The organism is Aeromicrobium sp. JJY06 (assembly GCF_044069275.1).
Lineage (GTDB): Bacteria > Actinomycetota > Actinomycetes > Propionibacteriales > Nocardioidaceae > Aeromicrobium > Aeromicrobium tamlense.
In genome coordinates this window covers 1343698-1365486 of sequence record NZ_JBIMRD010000001.1, presented here as the reverse complement: position 1 = coordinate 1365486, position 21789 = coordinate 1343698, and the positions used below count along the sequence as shown (strand labels likewise).

Here is a 21789-nt window from a genome sequence, read left to right as displayed (position 1 = left end):
TGGTGAGACTCCCGGAAGGACCCGCCGAACGGTGACAGGCTCGGGCTGACACCCGACGTCGAAGGAGCATCCATGAGCGAGCACTGGTCGTTCGAGACCAAGCAGATCCACGCCGGCCAGACGCCCGACCCCGCCACGGGTGCGCGCGCACTGCCGATCTACCAGACCACCTCGTACCAGTTCCGCGACACGCAGCACGCCGCCGACCTGTTCGGCCTCGCGGAGCCCGGCAACATCTACACCCGCATCATGAACCCGACGCAGGACGTCGTCGAGCAGCGCCTCGCGGCCCTCGAGGGCGGCGTCGGCGCGCTGCTCGTGGCCTCGGGCCAGGCCGCCACCACCGGCGCGCTCACCAACGTGGCCGAGGCCGGCGACCACATCGTCGCGTCCGCCAGCCTCTACGGCGGCACCGACTCGCTGCTGCGCCACACGTTCCCGAAGCTCGGCATCGAGGTCAGCTTCGTCGAGGACAACAACAACCCCGAGGCCTGGCGCGCGGCCGCCCGCGAGAACACGAAGGCGTTCTTCGGCGAGACCATCGGCAACCCCAAGGGCGACATCCTCGACCTCGAGGCCATCAGCGCCGTCGCGAAGGAGGTCGGCGTCCCGTTCATCGTCGACAACACCGTCGCCACGCCGTACCTGCTGAACCCGCTCAAGCACGGCGCCGACACGGTGATCCACTCGGCCACGAAGTACATCGGCGGCCACGGCACCGCGATCGCCGGCGTCGTCATCGACGGCGGCACGTTCGACTACGCCGCCCACGGCGACAAGTACCCGGGCTTCAACACGCCCGACGCGAGCTACCACGGTCTCGTCTTCACCGAGGCCCTCGGCCCGGCGGCGTTCATCGCCAAGCTGCGCGTGCAGTACCTGCGCAACGTCGGCCCGGCCGTCTCGCCGTTCAACGCCTTCCTCATCGCCCAGGGCATCGAGACCCTGAGCCTGCGCGTGGAGCGCCACATCGAGAACGCCCGCAAGGTGGCCGAGTGGCTCCAGGCGCGCGAGGACGTCGCGAAGGTCACCTGGGCCTCGCTCGACGGCAACCCCTACAAGGAGCTCGCCGACAAGTACACGCCCCGCGGCTCCGGCGCGGTGCTGACGTTCGAGCTGCCCGGCGGCGTCGACGCCGGCCGTCGCTTCATCGACGCCCTCGAGCTCTTCAGCCACGTGGCCAACATCGGCGACGTGCGCTCGCTGGCCATCCACCCGGCCAGCACCACGCACTCGCAGGGCACGCCCGAGGAGCACGCCGCCACCGGCGTCACCCCCGGTCTGGTCCGTCTGGCCGTCGGCCTCGAGGGCATCGACGACATCCTCGCCGACCTGGACGCCGGGTTCCGAGCCGCCAAGTGACCACGATCCAGCCGCTGGGAGACCTCACCCTCGAAGGGGGTGAGGTCCTCCCGCGTCTGGAGGTCGCGTACGACACGTGGGGCGAGTTCACCGGCGACAACGCGGTCCTCGTCCTCCACGCCCTCACCGGCGACTCGATCGTCGCCGGACCCGACGGGTGGTGGAACCAGGTCGTCGGCCCCGGACTCGGCATCGACACCGACCGCTTCTTCGTCGTGGCCGCCAACATCCTCGGCGGCTGCAAGGGCACCACGGGTCCGGCCTCGCCCGGACCCGACGGACGCGTGTGGGGCAACCGGTTCCCCGCGATCACCGTCCGCGACCAGGTCGCGGCCGAGCTGATGCTCACCGAGCACCTCGGCATCGACCGCTGGCACGCGGTGATCGGCGGATCCGCCGGCGGCATGCGCGCGGTCGAGTGGGCGGTCACGCACCCCGAGCGCGTCGAGCGGCTGTTCCTGCTCGCCTCGTCGGCCTACGCCTCGGCCGAGCAGATCGCCTGGACCTCGACGCAGGCGGACATCATCCGGGCCGCCGGGCCCGAGGCCGGTCTCGAGCTGGCCCGCCGCATCGCCCACACGACCTACCGCAGCGAGGCCGAGCTGGCCGAGCGGTTCGGTCGCGAGGTGCAGGCCGACGGCCAGTTCGCGGTGCAGTCCTACCTGCAGCACCACGGCGACAAGCTGGTGAAGCGCTTCGACGCGTGGTCGTACATCGTGCTCGGCGATGCGATGAACAGCCACGACGTGGGCCGCGGCCGCGGCGGTCTCGAGTCCGCGCTCGGCCGGGTCACGGCGCGCACGGTCGTCGCCGCGATCGACTCCGACCGGCTCTACCCGCCGTACCAGCAGCAGGAGCTGGCCGACCTCATCCCCACCGCCGAGCCGCTCGCCGTGGTGCACTCGCCGCACGGCCATGACGGCTTCCTCATCGAGCACGAGCAAGTGGGCGCGCTCGCCCGCGCCCTGCTCGAGCACTGACCGTCCGGTCGCGGGGAGCCGCGGGTCGTGGTGTCGTGGGATCGAGAGGAGATCCCATGGCACCGAAGAAGAAGACCCCGTCGAGCATCAAGAACCCCGACCTCTACGAGGAGCTGCGCGACGACGGCGCCTCGAAGTCGAAGGCGGCGCGCATCTCGAACGCCGCGGCCCGCGACGGCAGGAAGACCGTCGGCAAGCGCGGTGGGTCGTCACCCGCCTACGAGGACTGGACCGTCGCCGACCTGCGCCAGCGCGCCAAGGAGATCGGCCTCAGCGGCTACTCCGGCAAGAGGAAGTCCGAGCTGATCGACATGCTGCGGAACTCCTGAAGGCGTCAGCGGAGCATGATCCAGACGTCGGGGCCGGCGCTCTCGACCTGCTCGACGACGCGGAACCCGAGTCGCTCGTAGAGGCGCACGTTCGCCTCCGATGAGGTCTCCAGCAGGACGCGGGCATCGCCGAGGTCGGCCAGCGCCGCCTCGAGGACCGTCGTGCCCAGTCCGCGGCCCTGCTGCGCCGGGTCGACGCCGACGGTGGCGAGCAGCCAGTCCGCCTCGGGACGCCGTGGACCGATCGCGACCTCGTGGTCGACGAGGCGCTGCCAGCCGTCGCCGTGCAGGGCGACGATCCGCTCCCCGACCTCGGGTGACGGGTCCGGCAGCGAAGTCGGGATGAGCACGGCCACGGCGTCGAGTTCCGGCGTCGTCCAGACGCGTCCGCCGTGGGCGGCCGCGTGGGCGAGGTATACGCCCTGGATCTCGGTCAGCCGCGCGAGCCGCCCGTCACCCGGGAGGGTCCAGCGGGTCCACGGGTAGTCGGCGAAAGCCTCGCCGAGGACGGAGGCGAGGGTCGGCAGATCGGCGTCGGTGGCGAGGCGGGTGGGCATCGCGCCACCCTACCCACCGCCCCGGCGCACTTCTGGAACGCGTCGAACCGTTCGCGAGAGGAGAACGGTCTAGCGCGTTCCAGAAGTGGAGTGGCGTCGGGGCCGTCCCCCCAGTCCGGCCCCGACGCCCCGTGCTCACTGGATCCGGTAGTCCGAGATCCCGTTGGTCAGCGACGGGCTCGGGCCCGGGCTGATGAACTGCTCGTAGCGGGTGTCGTCGTCGACGAACCGCTTGAGCCAGGCGATCGTGTACTTCGCGATCGTCGTGTTGCTGGTGTTCGGGGCGAAGTGGCTGGCGCCACGCAGCTCCAGGTACGCGCGCCGCTCGGCGTTCGTCAGCGAGTTGTAGAACGGGATCGCGTGCGAGCCGGGGGGCGCGACCGTGTCGTTCTGGGCACCGATCTCCAGCGACGCCGCCTCGACCTCGGGCCACGTCTTGTCGAGGTTCCAGGGCGTCAGGCCGACCGTGGCCTCGATCGAGCGCCGGGACTTGGCGGCCTCGAGCGTGCCGCCGCCGCCCATCGAGTGACCGACCACGGCCTGGCGCGAGGCGTCGATGCGCGAGCGCACCGTGGTGTCGGCGATCGTCTGGTCGAGCGCCGCGAGCAGCTGCGTGCCGCGCGAGCCCGGCTGGTCGAGTCGCGTGTTGGTGTCGATCGTGATGACCACGAAGCCCTGCGACGCGATGCGCGGGCCGAGCCACTGGATCGTCGACTGCGCCGCCGTGTAGCCGGGCGAGATCGCCACCACGCCGAACGTGCCGTCGGCCGTGGACGTCGGGTAGTAGATCGTGCCTCCCCCGAAGCCACGCGCGGACAGCGACGAGATCGTCTTGGTGCTCACGGCGTACGGACCGCGGGTCGCCTCGATGCTGCTGTTGGTCGGGGCCGGCCCGCGCTCGTACGGGTTCTCGGCCGCGACGACCGGCTGGATCGCCGTGCCTGCGGTGAGGGCCGCGCCGGCGAACGCCATCGCGATCAGTCTGGACAGTTTCATGCTCGTCTCCTTCGACGGTCTGGATCGAACCGCTGGGACGAGCTCGTCCAAACACATCGGCTTGCCCCCCGATGACGGGCCGATCCAAGGTATATGCACAGGTAGTGCACATAGTTGGTGGACCCACCATGCGCGAGGGTCCCCGAGCCTGTCAAGAGGCAGGTGTGATCCAGCCCACATGTCGCTAAGGTGAGTTCACCTTCAGTTACGACGGGAGTCCCCCATGCCCACGATCGACGTCAACGGCACCACGCTCTACTACGAGGACGAGGGGCCGCGCGACGCGCCGGCCCTGCTGATGAGCGCCTCGATGTTCTTCGACGCGCGGATGTTCCAGGCCCAGGCCGACCGGTTCTCCGACCGGTACCGCGTGGTCCGCTACGACCACCGCGGCCAGGGTCGCAGCGCTCGCGCACCGCGGGAGCAGCTCGACTACGACACCCACACGGCCGACGTCGTGGCGCTCATCGAGGCGCTCGACCTCGAGCCCGTCGTGTTCGTCGGCAACTCCATGGGCGGGTTCATCGGCCTGCGGCTGGCCGCCCGCCACGGCGACCTCGTCCGATCGGTCGTCGTCATGGGCACGTCGGCCGACGTCGAGGAGCAGGCCGACCAGATGGACGCGCTGATCGAGGTGCTCGCCGCGCACGGCATGGAGCCGGTGCTCGAGGGCGTCCTGCAGTTCATGATGGGCACCACCACGCTGACCGATCCGTCCCGCGCCGAGGTGTTGAAGGGCGTCCGCGAGCTGCTGCTGAGCCGCGGACCCGAGTACGCCGACGCCGCGTGGAACATCGCGCACCGACCGGGCGTGCTGGACGAGCTCGGCAAGATCCGGGTGCCGCTCGTCGTGGTCGCCGGCACCGAGGACGCGACCTACCCGCCGGAGAAGTCCGAGCAGATCGTCGCCGGGGTCCCCCATGCCGAGCTGGTCGTCATGGAGAACACCGGGCACGTGCACGCCCTCGAGAACCCCGAGGCCGTCAACGACGTGCTGGAGCGCCACCTCGCGGAGGTCGCCCCCGTCTGAGGGTCACCGCGCGTCCCGAGATGTGCTCCTTTTTCGACCTTTCAACGGGTCTGAAAGGTGGAGATTGGAGCACATCTCGGGAGGCGGCGGTCAGTTGCTGCGAGCCGGGGGGCGCGAGCCGCTGCGGCGGTTGCGGTTCCGGTTGCCCTGCGGGCGACCGCCCTGGCCACCACGACTCTGGCCACCACGACTCTGGCCGCCACGGCCCTGGCCGCCACGACCGCCGCGGGCCGGGGCCGAGCCGCCGCGCGAGCGGTTGTCGGCGGGCAGCTCGGGCGCCTCGGTGCCCGAGGTCGCGAGCGACTCCGCGGTCATCGGCGACGGGGCCGACCCGGCCTGGTGGTGGCGGGCGGTGACGCCGGCCTTGCGCTGCAGGACCATGACGTCCTTGAGCGCGTCGGGGGTGGTCATCGTGACGACCGAGCCCGACTCGCCGGCGCGCGCCGTGCGGCCCGAGCGGTGCAGGTACGCCTTGTGCTCGGCGGGAGCGTCGTAGTGGACGACCAGGCCGATGCCGTCGACGTGGATGCCGCGGGCGGCCACGTCGGTCGCGACGATCACGGTGGCGTCGCCGCGCGTGAACTGCGCGAGGTTGCGCTCACGGTGACGCTGCGAGAGGTCGCCGTGCATGTCGACGGCCGTGACGCCCTTCTGGGTCAGCTGCTTCGCCAGGCGCGTGGCGCCGCGGCGGGTGCGGGTGAAGACGATGCTGCGCGGGTTGGCGCTCAGCAGCTCGTAGGCCGTGCGGGTCTTCTCGGTCGGCTCGGTGACGAGCACGTGGTGCTCCATCGTCTCGACCTTGTCCTCGACCTGGTCGACCTCGAACAGCGCGTGGTCGGGCAGGTGGCGGCGGACGAGCTTGTCGACGTCGCCGTCGAGCGTGGCCGACAGCAGCAGCCGCTGGCTGTGCTTCGGGGTGCGCGAGAGCAGGGCGTCGATCGGCTTGAAGAAGCCGAGGTCGCACAGGTGGTCGGCCTCGTCGAGCACCGTGATCTCGATGCCGTCGAGCGTGAGGCAGCGACGGTCGAGCAGGTCGGTGAGGCGGCCGGGCGTCGCGATGACGAGGTCGATCGAGCCCTTGAGGGTGTTGATCTGCTTGTTGATCGGCACGCCGCCGTAGACGGTGGTGTGCTTGAGACCCATCTTCTGCGCGAGCGGCAGCAGGGCGGTGTGCACCTGGATCGCGAGCTCGCGGGTGGGCAGCAGGATCAGCGCGCGCGGCGCCTTCGGGCGGCTGGTGCCGCCGGCGAGGCGGGCCAGCACGGGCAGGCCGAACGCGAGCGTCTTGCCCGAGCCGGTGCGGGCACGGCCGAGGACGTTGCGGCCCTCGAGGGCGGCCGGGATGACGGCCTGCTGGATGGGGCTGGGGTTGACGATCTCCTGCTGCGCGAGCTTGCGCACGAGGCCGTCGGGGAGGGAGAGGTCGTCGAAGGTGGGCAGCGAAACGCCGCGGTCGATCTGGGTCAAGGGGTCTCAATCAGTGGAGGTGCCCGCTTGCCAGGGGCGCGATTCTCCGCGCAACATCGTCGGGCCGGACGGCGCTCGAACGGCGCGTCCACCTGTCGAGCCTAACAGCCGGACGCCCGCGGACCCCCATCGTGACGACGTGACCCCGGACTCCCCCGACGCAGCAGGGCCCCGGTGGTTCGCACCGGGGCCCTGCGCTCTCGAGTGGGAGGATCACTCGAAGTATCGGCGCGGGTTCTTGACCAGCATCGTGTCCACGTCGTCCTCGCTGACGCCCTTCTCCAGGAGCATCGGGACCACGTCGTCGGGGATGTGACGGAAGTTCCAGTTCGGCTGCATCGCGACCTTGTCCTCGGGCGTGAAGTAGTCGATGTAGCACGAGGCGTCGTGCGCCAGCGTGATCTTGTCGACGAAGCCACGGCGCACCAGCTCGACGATCGTGTCGACGCGCTTCTCGGTGCTGAGGTAGACGTCGAGGCCGAAGCGGTCCATGCCCAGCAGCGAGCCGTTCTCGGCCAGCTCGGTCAGGTAGTCGACATCGTCGGAGTCGCCGGAGTGACCGAGCACGATCTTCTCCGGGGCGACGCCCTCCTCGCCGAGGACCTTCTGGGCCACGAGGCCCGAGCGGGTGTGCGGGTTGGTGTGCACCGTGACGGGCGCACCGGTCTGCGAGCTGGTCTGGCCGACGGCGCGCATGACGCGCTCGACGCCCGGCGTCAGGCCCGGCTCCTCGATGACGCACTTCAGGAACGCGGCCTTCACGCCGGTGTCGAGGATGCCCTCGGTGATGTCCTTGACGAACATCTCCACGAGCGGCTCGGGCTGGTCGAACAGCAGGCCGGGGCCGCGGTGCTCGAACTGGTGGGGCAGGTCGTTGTACGTGTAGAGGCCGGTGGCCACGACGATGTTGAGGTCCGTCTGCGCGGCGACCTTCTGGATGCGCGGGATGTACCGGCCGAGCCCGAGGACGGTCGGGTCGAAGATCGTGTCGATCCCGGCGGCCTTGAGGTCGTTGAGGTCGCGGACGGCGTCGGCGACCTTCTGGTCCTCGTCCCACTCGCCGTCGTAGTTGATGCGGAACTCCTCGCCGAGGACGAAGACGTGCTCGTGGACGAGGGTTCGACCCAGCTCGCTGCTGTCGATCGGGCCCTTGACGGTCTGCACGGTGGCCATGGCACTCCTTGGATGCTCAGTTGATGTGGCTTGTGTCACACCCTTAGGATCACAGTACTGAATTTGAGATCGGATTCAACTGCCTTTCGAGAGGATTTTTCGTGACCCACACGAAGCGCATCACCCTGGCCCAGCGACCGACCGGTCTGCCGGACGACTCCACGTGGTCGGCCGAGGAGGTCGACCTGCCGGCGCCCGGCGACGGCGAGCTCCTCGTCAAGGTCGACCACATCTCGCTCGACCCCGCCATGCGCGGCTGGCTGAACGACGTGCGCTCGTACCTGCCGCCCGTGCAGATCGGCGAGGTCATGCGCGCCGCCGGCACCGGAACGGTCGTCGAGTCGAACCACCCCGACTTCGCGGTCGGCGATGCGGTCACCGGCACGCTCGGCGTGACGGAGTACGCCATCTCGAACGGCGAGGGCCTGCAGAAGATCGACACGTCGGTCGCCGGACCGGCCACGTGGCTGGGCGCGCTCGGCATGCCGGGCCTCACGGCCTACCACGGCCTGCACGAGGTCGGTGAGATGAAGGAGGGCGACATCGTCGTCATCTCCGCCGCCGCGGGCGCGGTGGGCAGCGTCGCGGGCCAGCTGGCCAAGGCCAAGGGCTGCACGGTCATCGGCATCGCCGGTGGCGCCGAGAAGTGCGCCTGGCTCAAGGAGATCGGCTTCGACGAGGCGATCGACTACAAGAACGAGAACGTCCTGAAGCGCCTGCGCGAGGTCGCCCCGAAGGGCATCGACATCTACTTCGACAACGTCGGCGGTGACATCCTCGACGCCGCGCTGGCGAACCTGCGCCACGGCGCCCGCGTCATCATCTGCGGCGCCGTCTCGACGTACAACGACGAGAAGCTGGCTCCGGGCCCGAAGCGCTACATGTCGCTGCTGGTCTTCCGCGCCAAGATGCAGGGCTTCCTGGTCTTCGACTACCCCGAGAAGGACGCCGCGGCGATCGCCGACATGTCCGACCTCATCGGCTCGGGCAGGCTCGTCGCGCGCGAGACCGTGGTCGAGGGCGGCGTCGAGGACTTCGGCCAGACGCTGCTGGGCCTGTTCGAGGGCCGCAACACCGGCAAGCTGGTGCTGAAGGTCGCCTGACCCCCGCACGAGAACGGCGCCGGAGCGAGATCGCTCCGGCGCCGTTCGTCGTCTCAGGCGTGCGCGGCGAGGAAGTCGAGCACCTTCGGCTCGACCGTGTCGGGAGCCTCGAGCAGCGGGCTGTGGCCGACCTTCGGCACCATCACGAGCTCGGAGTCCGGCAGGCCGTCGGCCAGCTCGGCCGCCCAGTCCGGCGGCCGCACGGGGCACTCCTCGCCCGAGACCACGAGCGAGGGCACGGCGATCGACGGGAGCAGCGGCGTGGCGTCCTTGCGCCGCATGACCCCGACCATGGCGGGCAGGAGCTCGGCGGGCAGCTCGCTCATCCGCCCGGACCACAGGTCGACGACGTCCTTCTTCTGCGGGTCGGCCAGGGTCGACTGCCCGAGCATGACCTGCTTCAGGAACTCCAGCGTGTCGCCCACGAAGCCGTCCTGCGCGGCGCTCGTCGCGAACGCGACGTACTCCTCGACCTTCTCCGGCGGCTCCGCGCGCACGGACGAGCCGACGAACGCCAGCGCACGGACGAGGTCGGGACGGTAGGCGGCCAGGCGGGCGGCGACGTCGCCGCCCATGGACGAGGCGACGACCAGCGCATCGCTGATCCCGAGCGCGTCGAGCACGGCCGCGGTGTCGCCGGCGGCCTGCTCCATCGTCACCTCGTCGGTCTCGGCGGGGGCACTCGCGCCCTGCCCGCGGAACTCGGGACGGACGAAGCGGAACCGGCCGCGGCCCGCCTCGACGAGGCCGTCGAACATGCGGTGGTCGAGGAACAGGGAGTGGAGGCACACCACCGTGGGGAGGTCGTCCTCCCCCGTGTCCTCGACGTGGAACGTGCTGCCTGCTGCGTGGATGGTCGTCATCTGGGGGGATCCTCTCGTGTGACCTGTGTCACGGCCTTGGGTCACACTAACCTGAAACCGAATATGATTTCGACTATGAGTTCCGAGAGCGCCCTGTCCCCCGCCCGCGCCGGCTCGCTGGAGCAGCAGGCCCTCGGCGCCGGACCGGAGGCGCCGCTCGCCGACCTCCTCCGTGGCCGGCGCAGCGTCCGCGGCTACCGGCCCGATCCCGTCCCGGCCGACGTCATCCGCGACGTCCTCGCCGACGCGATCCTCGCGCCGTCGTCGATGAACACCCAGCCGTGGAAGTTCCACGTCCTCTCGGGCGAGGTCCTCGACCGCATCCGCGAGGAGAACACGCGGCTCATGCTGGCGGGCGCCCCGATCCAGCGCGACGTGACCGTCTCCGAGCGCTACGAGGGCGTGCACCGCGACCGGCAGGTCGACATCGCCAAGCGCCTGTTCGGCGCGATGGGGATCGCCCGCGAGGACCAGGACGCGCGGCTGGACTGGACGATGCGCGGCTTCCGCCAGTTCGACGCGCCGGTGTCGATCGTCATCGCGCACGACCGCAGCCTCGAGGCCGTGAGCCCGATCGCGCACTTCGACCTCGGCGCCGTCGTGCACGCGCTCGTCCTGTCCGCGTGGTCACGCGGGCTCGGCACCGTGATCAACAGCCAGGGCATCATGCAGGGCGCCGCGGTGCGCCGGGAGGCGGGCATCCCCGACGACCACGTCATCTTCACCGCCGTCGCGATGGGCTATCCCGACGAGGACTTCGCCGCCAACCACGTGCGCTCGGCACGCGAGTCGGTCGACGAGGTCGCTCGCTTCGTGGGATTCGACTGAGCGTGGGATTCGAGTAGGCCTCAGGCGCGCTTGGAGCCGTCCAGCGGGACGCCGAGCGCGTCCATCCAGACCCGCGTCGCCGTGCGGACGATCGCGTCCTCGCTCATGCCCGGCTCCTCCAGGGCGAACACGTGGTACGCCATGCGCCCCAGGATGGGCGAGAGCGCGCGTGCCGTCATGTACGGATCGAGCTCGGGGTTGGCGTAGCCGGCGTCCTGGAGCCGCTTGATCCACCGCGCGTTGCGCTCGGCGAACGCCTTGCCGCGCTCGAGGCGCAGCTTGCGGAAGTCCGGGTCGATCGTGGCCACCTGCTCGAGCAGCAGGTTGAGCTTCGCGTTGCGCTTGTACGCCTCGACGTAGGCGCGGTTGCTCGCCTCGAGGATCCCCGCCACGTTGCTCAGGTCGTCGTCGACGCGGGACAGGCCCGGGTGCAGCATGTCGTCGGCGGCCGCCTGCATGACAGCGGTGAAGATCTCCTCCTTGCTGTCGAAGTAGGTGTAGAAGGTGCCGATCGAGCAGTTCGCCCCGGCCGTGATGTCGGCGAGCCGCGAGTTGATGAACCCGTCGCGCTCGAACACCTGGCGGGCGGTGGCCACCAGCGCGGCGCGCGTGCGCACGCCGCGCGCGGTGGTGGGCATCTCGCGGACCCGGGAGGTGTCGACCAGGGTCGGCAGCTCGCGGACGACGTCCTCTGCTTCTGCTTCGCTCATGACACGTCGATCCTACTGTCCGGTAACTGTTTGTCGCCCGGACTCACCGGATCACCACGGGATTGACGGGCGCTCCGGTGCCGCCGACGACCTTCAGCGGGGCCGCCGTGTAGAGGAACGTCCACCGCCCGTCGGCAGCACAGGCGGCCGCCAGGTCGTCGAGCCAGGCGATCTCGGTGAACGTGACGCCGAGGTTGCGCATGAGCGCGCTGTGCAGCGGCAGCACCACGCCGTGGTTCGGGTCCATCGTGACCTCGTTCGCGATGGTGTCGGTGACGAGGTTCGGGATCTCCATCCGCTGGAACCACGAGACGAGCTCGGGCGAGTAGGTCAGGCCGGGCTCGCAGAAGTCGGCGTAGAAGTCCTCGGGCGTCGTCTCGTACCAGTGGCCGATGAAGCCGGTGCGGATGAGGAGGACGTCGCGGGGCTGGATCTCCTGACCCTGCGCCTTCGCCGCCTCGACGAGGTCGACGTGGGTGAACGTCTCGCCCTTGTCGAGGTGGTCCTTGCCGCGGTGGCGGGCCATGTCGATGAGGATGCCGCGGCCGACGATGCCCTTCTGCGCGATGGGCAGGACCGAGGCCTTGCGCATGTGGCCGACCGTCTCGGTGGCGTCGAACCCGTTCCAGATCTTGCCGCCGTACCAGACGTGGCCGAGGGCGTCGTACTGCGTGGACGCCTGCAGGTAGATCGTCGCCTTGTCGTCGGCGTAGTGCGCGCCACCGGGGGTCTCGTCGCCCTCGCCGCGCTGGAAGAAGCCCTCGTCCATGACGTTCTCGCGCTGGATCTGCTCGCGGCCGGGCCACACCGGGTCGCCGTGGCCGGGCGAGCCCATCGGCACCTGGAGGGTGAAGGTCTCGCCCGAGACGATCGCCGCGGCGCCGCGGACGGCCTCCTCGGGACCGAGGTAGTTCAGCGAGCCGACCTCGTCGTCCGGGCCCCACTTGCCCCAGTTGGTGGGCGACTCGGCCAGCACGGCCTCGGTGTCGGGCGCGGTGGTCTCGGTGGTGGCGTTCTCGGTCATGGTCGTCCTCTCGGGGTGGTGAGCCGACGGCCGGCCAGTCCGGTCGTCTCGGCGACGTGCCAGGCGTGGTCGATGATCGCCTGGATGCGTTCGGGGGTGGGCGCTCCGCCCTCGGCCGTGTTGGCCGGGTTGTCGAGGGTGCGCCGGTAGACGCCCTCGCAGATGATCGCGACCTTCCACACGCCCAGGACGTGCCAGAAGGCGAGCGTGTCGCCATCGCGCCCGGAGGCGTCGAGGTAGGCCTGGGCCAGCTCGGCGCGGGTGGGGAACCCTGGCAGGGTCGAGGCCTCGAAGAGACCGCTCGCGGTCTCGCCGGTCTCGGGCCAGTAGGCCAGGGTGCTGCCGATGTCGGCCATCGGGTCGCCGAGGGTGGACAGTTCCCAGTCCAGCACCGTGCGCAGGGCGCCGGTGTCGCCGTCGACGATCACGTTGCGGATGTGGAAGTCGCCGTGGACCAGCGAGAGGTCGCCCGGCGGCGGCACGTGGGCCTGCAGCAGGGCGGTCAGCTCGTCGAGGTCGGGGCGGTCGGCGGTGCGGCTGGCCTCGAACTGACGGGTCCAGCGCTTGAGCTGGCGCTCCGCGTAGGGCGACCGCGACGCGAGGTCGCCCAGGCCGACGGCGTCGACGTCGACGGCGTGGATCGCCGCGAGGGTGCGCGCGATGCCCAGGCCCACCTCACGCCGGACGGACGGGTCGAGGGACTCCGCGATCTCCATGGTGTCCAGCACGATGCCGTCGACGTGCTCCATCACCACGACCGGCACGTCGGAGACGGCGGGGTCCTCGCAGACCCCCACCATCCTCGGCACCGGGACCGGCGTGTCCTGCAGGGCCGACAGGATACGGTGCTCCCGCACCACGTCGTGGGCCGAGGCGAGCAGCTCGCCCAGCGGGGGCCGGCGCGCGATCCACTGCCGGCCCTCCTCGTCCCGGAGCCGGTAGGTCAGGTTGGACTGGCCGCGGCCGACGCGGGTCGCGGAGATCGTCCCGCCCACGTCGATGCCGCGGCCACGCATCCAGCCCGCGAGGGCGTCCAGCTCCAGGGCGACGGTCACCGTCCGCTCCCCCAGCGCTGGCCGCCGTCGATCACGAGGGTCTCCCCCGTGATCCAGCTCGCGGTCGTGCCGGCGAGGAAGGCGACGGCGGACCCGATGTCCTCGGGCTCGCCGATCCGGCGCAGCGGGGTGTTCGCCGCGACGGCCTCCTCGTGCTCCTTCCACAGCTCCTCGGCCAGGCGCGTGCGCACCACGCCGGGAGCCACGGCGTTGACCCGGATGCCCGGGCCCAGCTCCTGCGCCTGGTGGCGCGTCAGGTGCACCAGCGCCGCCTTCGAGGCGTGGTAGACCGCCAGGTTCGGGCCCACGGCGAACGCGCCGAGCGACGCGGTGTGCACCACCGAGCCGCCGTGCTCGCCCATCCAGAGCTCGTGCGCCAGCTGGGTCCACAGCGTGGGACCCCACAGGTTCACGTCGAGCGTCTTGGCGAAGCGCGAGTGCTCCTGCTGCACGAGCGAGCCGAAGGCCGGGTTCGTGCCCGCGTTGTTGACCAGGACGTCGATGCTGCCGAACCGCTCCAGCGTGCGCTCGAGGCACGTGCGGGACGCGGCCTCGTCGACGACGTGGGCGCCGATGCCGATGGCACGCTCACCCACCTCGCGAGCGGCGGACTCGGCGTCCTCCTCCTTCCGCGCGGTGAGGACGACGTTCGCGCCCTCGTCGTGCAGGGCCCGGGCGATCGCGAGGCCGATGCCCCGCGATGCGCCCGTCACCACAGCGGTCTTGCCGGCGAGTCCGAGATCCATCAGGCGTCACGCTCCGAGGCGCGGCGGCGCAGCTCGACCCGGGCCAGGGTGCGCTTGTGCACCTCGTCCGGTCCGTCGGCGATGCGCAGGGTGCGCTGGTGGGCGTAGAAGCTGGCGAGCGGGAAGTCGTCCGTCACGCCGCCGCCGCCGTGCACCTGGATGGCGCGGTCGATGATCTTGAGCGCGATCTCGGGCGCCTTGACCTTGATCGCGGCGATCTCGGTGCGGGCCTTCTGGTTGCCGACCGTGTCCATCAGCCACGCGGTCTTGAGCACGAGCAGGCGGGTGGCCTCGATCTCGATGCGGGCCTCGGCGATCCAGTCCTGGATGTTGGAGCGGTTCGCGACGGGCTCGCCGAACGTGGTGCGCGCCTGCGCCCGGTCGATCATGAGGTCCAGCGCGCGCTCGGCCATGCCGATGGAGCGCATGCAGTGGTGGATGCGGCCGGGGCCGAGGCGGGCCTGGCTGATCATGAAGCCGTCGCCCTCGCCCGCCAGGAGCGCGGTCTTCGGGACCCGCACGTCCTCGAACAGGATCTCGGCGTGGCCCTCACGGTCCATGTAGCCGAACACGGGCAGACCGCGCACCACGGTGACGCCGGGGGTGTCGATCGGGACGACCATCATCGACTGCTGACGGTGCGTCTCGGCCTCGACGTTCGTCTTGCCCATGACGATCAGCACGCGGCAGTTCGCGTGCAGCGCGTTGGAGGCGAACCACTTGCGGCCGTTCAGCACGTACTCGTCGCCGTCGGCCACCATGCGCAGCTCGACGTTCGTCGCGTCCGAGCTGGCCACGGCCGGCTCGGTCATGCAGAACGCCGACGCCATCTCGCCCGCCAGCAGCGGCTTGAGGTACTTCTCCTTGTGCTCGTCGGTGCCGAAGAGCTGGAGGACCTCCATGTTGCCGGTGTCGGGGGCGTTGCAGTTGATCGCCTCGGGCGCCAGGTAGGGGCTGCGACCGGTGATCTCGGCCAACGGCGCGTACTGCAGGTTCGTCAGGCCGGGCGAGCCCCACTCCTCGTTCTTGTGGGGGTGGAACAGGTTCCACAGGCCCAGCGAGCGGGCGGTCTTCTTGAGGTCCTCCAGGACCGGCGGGTGGAAGTTCGGGTTGCCCGACTCCGCCATCTGCTGGTGGTACACCGCCTCGGCCGGGTACACGTGCTCGTCCATGAAGGCGTTGAGCTTGTCCTGGTACTCACGCGTCATCGCATCGGGCTCGAAGTCCATCGATCTGTCTCCTCAGGGTGGGGGTGCGGGGCGCCGGCGTCCGGCGCCCCGCGGGAAGGGTTTCGTGAAGTGGCGACGCTAGGCAGCCGCGCGCCGGCGGGCCAGCGTTCCGACGCCGACGCCGAGGATCAGCAGCAGTCCCTGGAAGAAGTACTGCCAGTAGGTCTCGAGTCCGATCAGGGCGATCGAGTTGAAGCCGACCGAGACGGTGATGACGCCGACGAGCGTGCCCAGGATGTGGAACTGCCCGTCGCGCAGGACGGCCGAGCCGAAGAACGACGCGGCGAACGCGCTCAGCAGGTAGGTGTCGCCGGCCGAGACCGCCGCGCTGCCCGTGCGGGACGCCAGCAGGAAGCCGGTGACCGCCGCGCACATCGAGCAGACGACGAACGCGATGACGCGCACGCGGTCGACCCGGATGCCCGACAGCTCGGCCGCCACGCGGTTGCCGCCGACGGCCTGCATCGACTGGCCCAGCACCGTGCGGTTGAGCAGCCACCACAGCAGCGCCGCGATGACGAGCATGATGTAGACGGGGTAGGGGATGCCCAGGAAGCGGCCGAACGTGATCTCCAGGAACGCGTCCGGATCGCCGAGGGCGACCGGGGCGCCGTCGGAGATCATGTAGTTCACGCCGATGACGATCGTGCCGACGCCCAGGGTCGCCACCAGGGCCGAGACGTTCATGAAGGTGACGACGAACCCGTTGATCAGGCCCACGATGCCGCCGACGACCAGGATGGCCACCAGCGCGAGCGGGATCGAGAAGTCCTGGTTCACCATGAGCCAGCACGCGGCCACGCCGGCGAGGCTCGCCGTGTTGCCGATGCTGAGGTCGAACTCGCCCGTCACCAGCACGAACGTCAGACCCATCGCGATGATGGCCGAGAGCGCGCTCTGGTTCAGGATGTTGATCGCGTTGTCGACCGTGGGGAAGGTGTTCGGCGCCAGGATCGACGTGACGATGATGAGCGCCGCCAGCACGAGCAGCGCGCCGTAGCGGCCGAACCACTCGAAGTAGTGGGACTTCGAGGCCGGCGCCTCCGCGGTCGGCTCGTTCTCCATGAGCGTGGTCATGCTTCCTCCGTTTCGGTGGTGCCGGAGCTCTCGTGGCTTCCGAAGCACAGTGCGGTGAGGTGGTCCTCGTCGAATTCGCTGGCCGGGACCTCGGCGACCAGCTGTCCCCCACGCATCACGAGGACGCGGTCGCAGATCGCGAGCTCCTCGAAGTCACTGGAGATGACCAGGACCGAGGTGCCCTCGGAGGCCAGTCCGGTGATGATCCGGTAGATCTCGGCGCGAGCGCCGACGTCCACCCCCACGGTCGGCTCGTCCAGCACGAGCAGACCGGGACTGGTCCGCACGTACTTGCCGACGACGACCTTCTGCTGGTTGCCACCACTGAGGTGGTGGGCGGTGTCGCGGATCGAGCGGGCCTTCACGGAGAAGCGCTCCATGAGGGCCTGCCCGGTGGCCCGGGACGACTTCGGCCGGAACCGCGAGCGCATGCTCGGCGACGAGCCGTGCTCGGCCATCGCGAGGTTGTTCTCGACCGTGTCGGTCAGGACCAGCCCCTGGCTGCGCCGCTCCTCGGGCACGAGCGCGATGCCCGCGCGCAGTGCCTCGTGCGGCGACTTCGGCGCGTACGGCGCGTCGTTCAGCGTCATCGTGCCGCCGGTGGCCCGGTCGGCGCCGATGAGCAGCCGCGCCAGCTCGGTGCGGCCCGCGCCGACCAGGCCGGCGATGCCCACGATCTCGCCCTCGTGGACGTCGAACGAGGCACCGATCACCCGCGGCGCACGGCTCAGGTTCCGCACCGACAGCCGCACCGGCCGGGTCTCGGCGACGGTCTCGTCGGCCTCGGCCTCGAGTCGCGACACCAGCTTCTCGACCTCGCGGCCGACGATCTGGGTGGTCAGCTCCTGGCGGTCGGTCTGCGCCGAGTCCAGCGTGGCGACCTTCTGCCCGTTGCGGAACACCGTGATCGTGTCGGAGACCTCGAGCACCTCGTCGAGACGGTGGGAGATGTAGAGGATGCCCACGCCGTCGGACGTCAGCTCCTCGATCACCGCCATCAGTCGGCTGGCCTCCTCGTCGGTGAACGAGGCCGTCGGCTCGTCCATCGCGATGAACCGGGCATCGCGCATGAGCGAGCGTCCCAGCGAGACCATCCACCGGTCCGAGACCGACAGCTGCTCGACCTCGACGTCCAGCGGGATGTCGAACCCGAGCCGCTCCTGCACGGCCTTGGCCTCGCGGCGCAGGCGACGCAGGTCGAGGATCCCGAATCGTCCGGGATGACCCGATCCCATCGCCATGTTCCGCAGCACCGAGAACTTCGGCACCAGGTTCAGCTCCTGGTGGATGAAGCTCAGGCCGAGGTCGGCCGCATCGCGCGGATTGGCGACCTCGACGCGCCGGCCGTCGAGGAGGATCTCACCCTCGTCGGCCCGCTCGAGGCCGGCGAGGATCTTGACCAAGGTCGACTTCCCGGCGCCGTTGGCCCCGCACAGGGCGTGGACCGAGCCGGGCTCGACCTCGATCGAGACGCCGTCCAGAGCCCGACTGCCGCCGAACGACTTGGAGATGCCACGCATCTGGAGCAGCCCCGTCGTCGTCGGCTCCGGTCCGGGCCGGACGCTGTCAGTGGCTCCGGTCATCTTCTCCCCCTCGTCGCCCTGCGCGGGCACGTCGAGCTCTGGACGGATCGTCATGTCAACCAGCCCTTCAGGACGCGTCCGCGCCGGGGTTGTCCTTCAGGTACTGGTCGAGCGTCTCCGGCGTGATGATCGGGAAGGGGATCTCCTCGGTCTTCGGCTCGGCGTCCACGCCGCCCTTGATCACGTCGGGCGTCGCGTCGAACAGCATCTGGGCCGAGCCCGCCGTGTCCGGAGCCGCGGTGGCCGCGAGCTGGCCCTCCTTGAGCGCCTTCAGCGCGGGCGGGGTGCCGTCGTAGCCGTAGATCTTCACGTCGTCACGACCGGCCTGCTTGGCCGCCACGATCGCGCCCATCGCCGGGTCGTCGAAGCAGGCCCAGATGGAGAGCGGCTCGGAGCCCTTCGGGTTCTTGGCCAGCCACGTCGTGGCGAACTTCTGGCCCGACTCCAGCTGGCCCGGAATCAGGACCTCCTGGCGGTCGACGGTGATGTCGGTGCCCTCGACGGTCTTGTTGAAGGCATCCTCGCGCAGCTGGCACGGCAGGCCCGGCTTGTAGCCCAGCGCGAGCACGCGGCCCTTGCCGCCCATGTTCTTCACCATGGCCTCGGGGACCTCGGTGCCCGGCGAGACGACCAGGTCGAACGTGACGCCGTCGGCGCCGCCGCCCGCGATCGACGCGACGGGGATGCCCGCGGCCTTGGCGGACTTCAGGCCCGCCGTCAGCGACTTCGACTCGATGACCGAGACGATGATCAGGTCCACGTCCTTCTGCACGAAGTCCTGCATCGCGCCGATGGCCTTGTCGACGGCACCGTCGGGGTTGGCCGTCGTGACCTCCCAGCCCTCGTCCTCGGCGAGCTTCGTGTACTTGTTGATGACGGCCTCGGTCGTGACCTCGCTCGGCGCGAAGCGAACGATGCCGACGGAGTAGCTGTCGTCTCCGCCGTCGGATCCGGAGGACGAGCCTCCACAGGCGGCAGCGGTGCCCAGGGCGAGAGCCATGGTCGCTCCCAGTGCGATGCGTCGGAACTTCATCGAGCCTCCTCAAGCTCTTGACCACCTACGGGGTGGTTCACCGGTCCCCCTGTGGCGAGGCCGGATGCGGTGCATCCGGTCGACGCCCGACGGCCGCGCGTGCGGTCGCCGTCGTGCAGTCGTCCGAGCGGGCGGCTCCACGCATGCCGCGACGCGAGGTCGCGGCGATGTCTGAGATCCCTCGTCACGCGAGGGAGTCCTGATAGCGGCGCATGCCGCGCAGCCAGCGGTCGTAGTCCGACCCCTTGCGGTGGTAGAACTCCAGGACGTCGGGGTGCGGCAGGATCAGGAACTCGTCCGTGCCCAGCGACTCGACGACGATGTCCGCCACCTCGAGTGCCTCCAGGACGAGTCCCGCCTGCGTGACGGCCTTCGCGCCCTGACGCGCCGTCGCGCTGTCGGAGTCGGCGCCGCTGTTGAGCATCGCCGTGTTGACGCCCATGGGGCACAGGCAGCTGACGCCGATGCCGCGCGACCCGTAGGTGACCGACAGCCACTCCGCGAAGGCGACCGCGGCGTGCTTCGTGACCGAGTAGGTCGCCGAGCCGATCTGGGTCAGCAGGCCGGCGGCCGACGCCGTGGACAGGAAGTGGCCGCTGCCGCGCTCGAGCCAGCCCGGGACGAGCAGCTCGGCCGCCCGGACGTGCGCCATGACGTTGACGTCGATCGAGGTCTGCCAGTCCGACGGCGTCGCGTCGAGGTTCTCGCCCAGGCCCACGCCCGCGTTGGCGGCGTAGAGGTCCACGGGGCCGAACGCCGACTCGGCGAGTGCGATCGTGGCCTTGATGTGCTCGACATCCGAGCAGTCGCCCGCGAGCGCTTCGATCGTGCCGGGGTGGTCGGCGGCGATCGCGTCGACCTCCTCCTTGAGGCGGCCCTCGTCGAGGTCGGTGGCGACGACGCGCGCACCGTGCTCCACGAAGCGCCGGCACAGGGCCGCGCCGATGCCGCCACCGGCGCCCGTGACGATCGCGACGCTGCCGTCGAGCCTCATGCGCGGTTCCCCTGCGCGGCCACCGAGCGCAGCTCGTCGCGGTCGATCGCCCGCTTGAGGATCTTGCCCGTGGCGCCCTTCGGGAGGGCGTCCACGAACGCGAACAGGTGCGGCACCTTGTAGGCCGAGAGCCGCTCCTTGGCCCAGGCGCGGATGCTCTCGGTCGTGGCCTCGGAGCCCTCGGTCAGCACGGTGACCGCGGCGATCTCCTCGCCGTAGTGCTCGTCCGGCACGCCCACCACCGCGACCTCGACGATGTCGGGGTGCTCGTACAGCACCTCCTCGACCTCGCGCGGGTAGACGTTGTAGCCACCGCGGATGATGAGGTCCTTCACGCGGTCGACGATGCTGAGGTAGCCGTCGGCGTCGAGCGTGCCGATGTCGCCGGTCTTGAGCCAGCCGTCGCGCAGGTCGGCGGCGGTCGCGTCGGGCCGGTTCCAGTAGCCCTTCATGATCGTCGGGCCCTGGATGTAGACCTCGCCGGGCTGGTCGGCGCCGAGGACGTTGCCCTCGGGGTCGCGGACCTCGATGGTCGAGCCGGGCAGCGCGGGTCCGACCGTTCCGGTCTTCTGCTCGCGGTTGATGTCGTTGAAGGTCGCGGCGCCCGTGGACTCGGTCAGCCCGTAGCCCTCGAGGATCGCGCAGCCGAAGCGGTCCTTGAACGCCCGGATGACCTCGACCGGGAGGCTCGCGCCGCCCGACGTGGCCAGTCGCAGCGCGGTGAAGTCGTCGGCCGTGTAGTCGCCCCCGACGTGCAGCATCGCGTTCCACATCGTCGGCACGCCGGCCAGCGTGGTGAGCTCGTCGGCCACCATCACGTCGAGCATGACCTTCGGGTCGAAGGGGTGCACCAGCGAGAACGAGGCGCCGGTCGACAGCGTCGTGTTCATGCAGACGGCCTGTCCGTAGACGTGGAAGAGCGGGAGCCCGGTGCCGAAGCGGTCGTCGGGATCGATGTTGAGCACCGGCTGGAACGACGTCACCGTGTCGACGAGGTTCGCGGCGGTGAGCTCGGCGCCCTTCGGGCGGCCCGTCGTGCCCGACGTGTAGAGGATCAGCGCGGTGTCCTGGGCCGCGTGCTGGTGCGGCTCGGTGAGCGGCTCGGCGTCGAACGAGAAGCCGGCGTCGATCTGCCAGAAGTCCAGGCCCCTGTCGGCGGCGGCGGCGCGCGCGTTGTCGGCGCACTCGTGCCAGGCGATGACGAGCGAGGCGCCCGAGTCGTCGAGCACGTAGCCGATCTCCGGCTCGGTCGACATCGTGTTCATCGTGATGACCGTGACGCCGGCGGCGTGCAGGCCGTAGTAGATCTCGGGGAACTCCGGGATGCTCGGGGCGATGAACAGCACCCGGTCGAGCGGCGCGGCGCCCGCGGCGCGGACGGCTCCGGCGACCTGCTCGTTCGTCCGGCGCAGCTGGCCGAAGGTGATGGTGCGGGGCGAGCGGATCGCGACGCGATCGGCATCGGACTCGGCGTGAGCCCAGACATCGGCGGCGATGTTGACCATGCGGGGGGACCTTTCGACGCTGCGTGTGACCTATGTCACCGAGCAACGTATGTGAAACCGATCACAGGTTCAATAGGAATCTGAACTCAATTTCAGAAATCTTTTCGGGCCATGGACAGCGACCCTCCAGGCCGCGTCGAACAGC

The 21789-nt window shown here is 70.2% G+C and carries 21 protein-coding genes; 6 read left to right on the top strand and 15 right to left on the bottom strand.

The features are described from left to right. Nucleotides 1-72: 72 nt before the first annotated feature. From ACGWYL_RS06770 to ACGWYL_RS06760, 3 genes are read left to right on the top strand one after another with little or no spacing between them, the layout of a single operon-like run. Nucleotides 73-1362 (top strand): bifunctional o-acetylhomoserine/o-acetylserine sulfhydrylase, encoded by a 1290-nt coding sequence (locus ACGWYL_RS06770; protein WP_395486748.1) that lies wholly within the window; start codon nt 73-75, stop codon nt 1360-1362. Next, nucleotides 1359-2342 carry a homoserine O-acetyltransferase gene (locus ACGWYL_RS06765; protein ID WP_395486747.1) on the top strand — a complete coding sequence of 328 codons (984 nt, stop codon included), beginning with the start codon at nt 1359-1361 and terminating at the stop codon, nt 2340-2342. Before ACGWYL_RS06770 ends, ACGWYL_RS06765 begins: the two co-directional genes overlap by 4 nt. A gap of 56 nt (nt 2343-2398) precedes the next feature. Continuing rightward, entirely contained in the window at nt 2399-2671 is a 273-nt protein-coding gene (locus tag ACGWYL_RS06760; RefSeq protein WP_395486746.1) for a Rho termination factor N-terminal domain-containing protein, read from the top strand. A 5-nt stretch (nt 2672-2676) separates the two neighbouring features. Here the strand turns inward: ACGWYL_RS06760 and ACGWYL_RS06755 are convergent, their stop codons facing one another. Next, complete coding sequence (locus tag ACGWYL_RS06755) at nt 2677-3228, bottom strand: GNAT family N-acetyltransferase (RefSeq protein WP_269304674.1); 552 nt, start codon at nt 3226-3228, stop codon at nt 2677-2679. Between the two features lie 135 nt (nt 3229-3363). Further along, entirely contained in the window at nt 3364-4224 is an 861-nt protein-coding gene (locus ACGWYL_RS06750) for an alpha/beta hydrolase (protein WP_395486745.1), read from the bottom strand. A 223-nt stretch (nt 4225-4447) separates the two neighbouring features. Here ACGWYL_RS06750 and ACGWYL_RS06745 point away from each other — a divergent pair, with 223 nt between their 5' ends. Then, nucleotides 4448-5254, top strand: coding sequence for an alpha/beta fold hydrolase (locus ACGWYL_RS06745; protein WP_179427071.1), 807 nt, complete (start codon nt 4448-4450; stop codon nt 5252-5254). Between the two features lie 90 nt (nt 5255-5344). On the opposite strand, the gene ACGWYL_RS06740 is transcribed toward ACGWYL_RS06745, so the two are convergent. Both ACGWYL_RS06740 and ACGWYL_RS06735 read right to left on the bottom strand, forming a co-directional pair. After that, nucleotides 5345-6721 carry a DEAD/DEAH box helicase gene (locus ACGWYL_RS06740; RefSeq protein ID WP_395486744.1) on the bottom strand — a complete coding sequence of 459 codons (1377 nt, stop codon included), beginning with the start codon at nt 6719-6721 and terminating at the stop codon, nt 5345-5347. A gap of 213 nt (nt 6722-6934) precedes the next feature. Beyond that, a complete protein-coding gene (locus ACGWYL_RS06735; RefSeq protein WP_179427072.1) occupies nt 6935-7894 on the bottom strand; it encodes a phosphotriesterase in 960 nt (319 codons plus the stop codon). A gap of 101 nt (nt 7895-7995) precedes the next feature. On the opposite strand from ACGWYL_RS06735, the gene ACGWYL_RS06730 reads away from it, so the two are divergent. Then, complete coding sequence (locus ACGWYL_RS06730) at nt 7996-8997, top strand: NADP-dependent oxidoreductase (RefSeq protein ID WP_269304667.1); 1002 nt, start codon at nt 7996-7998, stop codon at nt 8995-8997. Nucleotides 8998-9050: 53 nt separating this feature from the next. Here the strand turns inward: ACGWYL_RS06730 and ACGWYL_RS06725 are convergent, their stop codons facing one another. Continuing rightward, nucleotides 9051-9860, bottom strand: coding sequence for an alpha/beta fold hydrolase (locus ACGWYL_RS06725; RefSeq protein WP_179427074.1), 810 nt, complete (start codon nt 9858-9860; stop codon nt 9051-9053). A 75-nt stretch (nt 9861-9935) separates the two neighbouring features. On the opposite strand from ACGWYL_RS06725, the gene ACGWYL_RS06720 reads away from it, so the two are divergent. After that, entirely contained in the window at nt 9936-10688 is a 753-nt protein-coding gene (locus ACGWYL_RS06720; RefSeq protein ID WP_395486743.1) for a nitroreductase, read from the top strand. Nucleotides 10689-10708: 20 nt separating this feature from the next. Here ACGWYL_RS06720 and ACGWYL_RS06715 read toward each other — a convergent pair whose 3' ends face one another. The 10 genes from ACGWYL_RS06715 to ACGWYL_RS06670 all read right to left on the bottom strand — a co-directional run bounded on the left by ACGWYL_RS06715 (nt 10709) and on the right by ACGWYL_RS06670 (nt 21644). Further along, on the bottom strand, nt 10709-11398 hold the full coding sequence (locus ACGWYL_RS06715) for a TetR/AcrR family transcriptional regulator (RefSeq protein WP_179427076.1): 690 nt from the start codon (nt 11396-11398) through the stop codon (nt 10709-10711). A gap of 43 nt (nt 11399-11441) precedes the next feature. After that, nucleotides 11442-12422, bottom strand: a complete 981-nt coding sequence (locus ACGWYL_RS06710) for a cyclase family protein (protein ID WP_179427078.1) — start codon at nt 12420-12422, stop codon at nt 11442-11444. Then, on the bottom strand, nt 12419-13477 hold the full coding sequence (locus tag ACGWYL_RS06705; RefSeq protein WP_269304662.1) for a phosphotransferase family protein: 1059 nt from the start codon (nt 13475-13477) through the stop codon (nt 12419-12421). Before ACGWYL_RS06705 ends, ACGWYL_RS06710 begins: the two co-directional genes overlap by 4 nt. Next, the gene (locus ACGWYL_RS06700) at nt 13474-14223 is read right to left on the bottom strand and encodes an SDR family oxidoreductase (RefSeq protein WP_218845948.1); all 750 of its coding nucleotides are present in this window, start codon (nt 14221-14223) and stop codon (nt 13474-13476) included. The genes ACGWYL_RS06705 and ACGWYL_RS06700 overlap by 4 nt, the downstream gene beginning before the upstream one ends. Beyond that, complete coding sequence (locus ACGWYL_RS06695; protein ID WP_269304659.1) at nt 14223-15452, bottom strand: acyl-CoA dehydrogenase family protein; 1230 nt, start codon at nt 15450-15452, stop codon at nt 14223-14225. Before ACGWYL_RS06695 ends, ACGWYL_RS06700 begins: the two co-directional genes overlap by 1 nt. A 78-nt stretch (nt 15453-15530) precedes the next feature. After that, the gene (locus tag ACGWYL_RS06690) at nt 15531-16529 is read right to left on the bottom strand and encodes an ABC transporter permease (RefSeq protein WP_179427082.1); all 999 of its coding nucleotides are present in this window, start codon (nt 16527-16529) and stop codon (nt 15531-15533) included. Further along, a complete protein-coding gene (locus ACGWYL_RS06685) occupies nt 16526-18166 on the bottom strand; it encodes a sugar ABC transporter ATP-binding protein (RefSeq protein ID WP_179427084.1) in 1641 nt (546 codons plus the stop codon). The genes ACGWYL_RS06690 and ACGWYL_RS06685 overlap by 4 nt, the downstream gene beginning before the upstream one ends. 13 nt (nt 18167-18179) lie before the next feature. After that, a complete protein-coding gene (locus ACGWYL_RS06680; protein ID WP_179427086.1) occupies nt 18180-19145 on the bottom strand; it encodes a sugar ABC transporter substrate-binding protein in 966 nt (321 codons plus the stop codon). A gap of 184 nt (nt 19146-19329) precedes the next feature. Beyond that, a complete protein-coding gene (locus tag ACGWYL_RS06675; RefSeq protein ID WP_395486742.1) occupies nt 19330-20139 on the bottom strand; it encodes an SDR family oxidoreductase in 810 nt (269 codons plus the stop codon). Continuing rightward, entirely contained in the window at nt 20136-21644 is a 1509-nt protein-coding gene (locus ACGWYL_RS06670; RefSeq protein ID WP_179427090.1) for an AMP-binding protein, read from the bottom strand. Before ACGWYL_RS06670 ends, ACGWYL_RS06675 begins: the two co-directional genes overlap by 4 nt. Nucleotides 21645-21789: the final 145 nt, after the last annotated feature.

What these genes read in the sequence shown, in the direction of transcription:
- ACGWYL_RS06770 (WP_395486748.1), top strand. Translation starts at nt 73, where the DNA reads ATGAGCGAGCACTGGTCGTTCGAGACCAAGCAGATCCACGCCGGCCAG.
- ACGWYL_RS06760 (WP_395486746.1), top strand. Translation starts at nt 2,399, where the DNA reads ATGGCACCGAAGAAGAAGACCCCGTCGAGCATCAAGAACCCCGACCTC.
- ACGWYL_RS06755 (WP_269304674.1), bottom strand. Translation starts at nt 3,228, where the DNA reads ATGCCCACCCGCCTCGCCACCGACGCCGATCTGCCGACCCTCGCCTCC.
- ACGWYL_RS06750 (WP_395486745.1), bottom strand. Translation starts at nt 4,224, where the DNA reads ATGAAACTGTCCAGACTGATCGCGATGGCGTTCGCCGGCGCGGCCCTC.
- ACGWYL_RS06745 (WP_179427071.1), top strand. Translation starts at nt 4,448, where the DNA reads ATGCCCACGATCGACGTCAACGGCACCACGCTCTACTACGAGGACGAG.
- ACGWYL_RS06735 (WP_179427072.1), bottom strand. Translation starts at nt 7,894, where the DNA reads ATGGCCACCGTGCAGACCGTCAAGGGCCCGATCGACAGCAGCGAGCTG.
- ACGWYL_RS06725 (WP_179427074.1), bottom strand. Translation starts at nt 9,860, where the DNA reads ATGACGACCATCCACGCAGCAGGCAGCACGTTCCACGTCGAGGACACG.
- ACGWYL_RS06720 (WP_395486743.1), top strand. Translation starts at nt 9,936, where the DNA reads ATGAGTTCCGAGAGCGCCCTGTCCCCCGCCCGCGCCGGCTCGCTGGAG.
- ACGWYL_RS06715 (WP_179427076.1), bottom strand. Translation starts at nt 11,398, where the DNA reads ATGAGCGAAGCAGAAGCAGAGGACGTCGTCCGCGAGCTGCCGACCCTG.
- ACGWYL_RS06710 (WP_179427078.1), bottom strand. Translation starts at nt 12,422, where the DNA reads ATGACCGAGAACGCCACCACCGAGACCACCGCGCCCGACACCGAGGCC.
- ACGWYL_RS06700 (WP_218845948.1), bottom strand. Translation starts at nt 14,223, where the DNA reads ATGGATCTCGGACTCGCCGGCAAGACCGCTGTGGTGACGGGCGCATCG.
- ACGWYL_RS06695 (WP_269304659.1), bottom strand. Translation starts at nt 15,452, where the DNA reads ATGGACTTCGAGCCCGATGCGATGACGCGTGAGTACCAGGACAAGCTC.
- ACGWYL_RS06690 (WP_179427082.1), bottom strand. Translation starts at nt 16,529, where the DNA reads ATGACCACGCTCATGGAGAACGAGCCGACCGCGGAGGCGCCGGCCTCG.
- ACGWYL_RS06685 (WP_179427084.1), bottom strand. Translation starts at nt 18,166, where the DNA reads ATGACGATCCGTCCAGAGCTCGACGTGCCCGCGCAGGGCGACGAGGGG.
- ACGWYL_RS06680 (WP_179427086.1), bottom strand. Translation starts at nt 19,145, where the DNA reads ATGAAGTTCCGACGCATCGCACTGGGAGCGACCATGGCTCTCGCCCTG.
- ACGWYL_RS06675 (WP_395486742.1), bottom strand. Translation starts at nt 20,139, where the DNA reads ATGAGGCTCGACGGCAGCGTCGCGATCGTCACGGGCGCCGGTGGCGGC.
- ACGWYL_RS06670 (WP_179427090.1), bottom strand. Translation starts at nt 21,644, where the DNA reads ATGGTCAACATCGCCGCCGATGTCTGGGCTCACGCCGAGTCCGATGCC.